Source organism: Thiocystis violacea (assembly GCF_016583565.1).
Taxonomy (GTDB): domain Bacteria; phylum Pseudomonadota; class Gammaproteobacteria; order Chromatiales; family Chromatiaceae; genus Thiorhodococcus; species Thiorhodococcus violaceus_A.
In genome coordinates, this window is record NZ_NRRF01000157.1 from 1 (window position 1) to 2,976 (window position 2,976).

Here is a 2,976-nt window from a genome sequence, read left to right on the forward strand (position 1 = left end):
CAAGCGAATGAAGGCCGCCTGGAACGAACCCTATCTCACCAAGCTGGTGTTCGAGGCCCCGAAGATCACGCCTCGAAAGGCAGCCTCCAAGGACTCGAATATTAGGAAAATGTGATGCGATTGCCCTACCGTGGCGGATGAGCCACGGTGCGAACATTCGGGGCAGAGCCTCGTCGGCACCTTGGTCTCACGCCATCACTCCGGAATGAACCGCCGCAGTGAAGGCTCGATCAGATTGACGAACTCTGACATGAGCGCGTCGAGCTCATTCAGATCCTCTCCCAGCGGCGCATCGAGCGTGAGCCTGACCAAAGCGCCATCCGTGCGATTCCGCGTGAGTGCATCCCAGAACAAATACCACTTCACCAGGTATTCGTTCGTCATCACCCGGCCGCGCTGCTGAAACCAGTAGTAGACCAGCGCGCGCTTCTCACCCATCTGGATCAGCGACCGGTTGACGCGAATGGGCTGACCGCCGACACCTGTTCCAGGAATCGCACGCTGGGAGAAGTCCTGCAGCCGCCATCCGCCGCCGGGTAGGCACGACTTGGGTGAATGCACGGAAGCCCCTTTGCGCTGTGACTCATAGTAGGCAATATAAAGATTGATCAAATCCCCTGTCGGATTCCGATAATCGGCCATCAAATAGTCATCCAGCTTCAGTGCGTCGAGATAGATTGGCTCGATCTGACCACGCTGACCGCGCCACTCCCCGATGTTGGATGGGAAGAAGACAAGTTCGGGTCGTTTTGGGGTGACATCCTCGCGTTCTGGAAGAGAATGCGCAAAGACCGCGATCGCGACCAGCAACGGCAACACCGCGTAGAAGGTCCATGGAATCTGCCGAGCTGCAACGCTGGCGGAGGTTGGCGTTAGTTTATCGATCGCGAAGGCTTCCCCGAATGACGAACGATCCGAGCCGATCATGGCGAGTAGCCGCATCTCGATCAGGAGCAGCGCGCCGCACGCCATGAAGACGACCCAGCCTTCGAAATCATGCAGGAAGCCTTCCGCCATACCAATGCCTTGGTAATGAACGAGGATCCCGATCACACCAATTCGGAAGCTGTTCATCAGTACCGTGATGGGTATGGTCGAAAGAAAAAGAACAGCCTTCTTCCAGAACGCCCCCTTGAACAAGATCGCGGCAATAAACCCCAAGGCGGAAAGAGGAAATAGATAGCGCAATCCGCTGCATGCCTCGGCGACCTGCAACTGGTAGTTGCCAAGATCAATGACATTGCCTTCAAGAAAGACTGAGATGCCAAAGAAGCGAATGACGGATACACCCAGTTGCGACGAGATCAATTGGAGCTGAGAGGACAGGTTGTTGTAAAGAAAGTTGGGAAGGGGGACGGCAAGAAAGAACAGGACGTAGGCAGGGAGGATAATGCGGAACGCCTTCCAGCCCATGAGCGAAAGCAAGACACCGCCGACGCTCACTAACAAACCGTATTGAAGGACCGTGTAGAGTGTTCCTAACTCCCCGGCGACATACAAGAAAAGACTAAAAAGGGTAACAAGGATCCCTAGCCAACTTGGTTGGAAGGGCGTCTGCGCGAGCAGCGCGGATCTCTGCCAGATTAAAAAGGCCGAGACAAGGGGAAGCAGGTAGCCATGGCTGTACTCTTCCGAATCCCACGCGCGGATCATACTCGTCAGCCCTTCGAAAAAGATCCAGAACAGAACGACCATGGCCAAGGCAACGATGCCCCATTGCCAAGCCGGGAGCCCCCCGAACGCGTAGGGATGCGGTTGCGGCATTTGATGATTGGTTGGTGATGAAGTGCTCAATGGCTCGCCCATGATTGAATCCTTCGCAACGTCATAAAGCCGTACAGGCGTCCTCAAGACTCAGTCAAAGCCCTGGTCGGCGAGCCTACGGCGAGTGTCAGTGCCTGGATTCTACCAGCCAGAGTCTGGGAGAGAAGCCAGAACTGCCGCATGGAACATGCTGCGGTCAGAAGTCGTAATTGCGTTCGGCAGGGCACAAGCTCGAACCCCGTAAGGACTTAGTCATCGAGTCGGTGGACGTGCCATGCGACAGCGACTCGGCTGCGAACGGAGAGGCGGTGTCTCGATTGCTCAGACCGGGCCGTGCCCGTCGGATCTTGATCGACGTTTGGGTCTGCCGTTTGGTTGGTGGGAGCGGCGCCTCACCGCGACCGGGTGCAAGATGCACCGGGCAGGGCTGCACAGGTCACAAAAAGTGAACACAAGAAGCCGACCCTGAAATCGATGCGCCCAACCTCGGGACCGAAGTCGACCGCGCTGACATCCCAGGGCGCGTGCAGGCCCAGAGCGACCGTAAACAAAGAGGCGGAAGCCACAGCAGCTACCTCCAACGGTTGGCCTGTAGACATGTGGACGCGTCCTGCGGACCGGCCTGAATCCTGCGGGACGTGTGGACACCCCCTGGGCCGCGCCGACTGAAGCCGTGCCAGCCGCGAGTTCCTCACCTGCACGGCCCACCGGTTGCCCACACTCTCGGGCCTCGCGCCCACATGACCACAGGCCCAGCAGCGGTTCCCGCCGACTCTAAAACACTTTTATTATCAGTCGCTTAGAAATTATGTTTTCGTAAACTTTTAGGTAAAATATATTTTAAAATCAAAGACTTATTTGTTTTATGGGCGGGAATAACTGCAGGCCCAGCAACAGGTTTGACAACATCTACTCTAAGAGCTGTGAACCAGCAGGGCCGGAGTCAAGCCCTGGCCCACAGAAAACGTAACAGAGGCAGCTTTAAATAAGCTCGCTCAGACACTAGTGCAACAGAGTGGAAATCCCGAGACTGTTTAATCATTCATGCTGCGAGCGGCTTTCCCTCATAGGTCCAGCGGAAGGGTTTGGCCAACGTGCGATTGAAGAAGTCGATGAAATCGCTGATGCGTTTCTGAAGGTCGTCGATGGAGGTGAAGTTGCCACGGCGCAGGACTTTGCGCGCCAGGATCGAGAACCACATCTCGATCTGAT

The 2,976-nt window shown here is 56.1% G+C and carries 1 protein-coding gene; it reads right to left on the bottom strand.

All coding sequences use genetic code 11. The annotated features are described in order from the left end of the window. Positions 1-195: 195 nt before the first annotated feature. Entirely contained in the window at positions 196-1,806 is a 1,611-nt protein-coding gene (gene xrtD, locus CKO23_RS24200; protein ID WP_242482709.1) for a VPLPA-CTERM-specific exosortase XrtD, read from the bottom strand. Positions 1,807-2,976: the final 1,170 nt, after the last annotated feature.

Excerpts from the sequence above, each read along its gene's own strand:
- xrtD (WP_242482709.1), bottom strand. The coding sequence starts at position 1,806 with ATGGGCGAGCCATTGAGCACTTCATCACCAACCAATCATCAAATGCCG.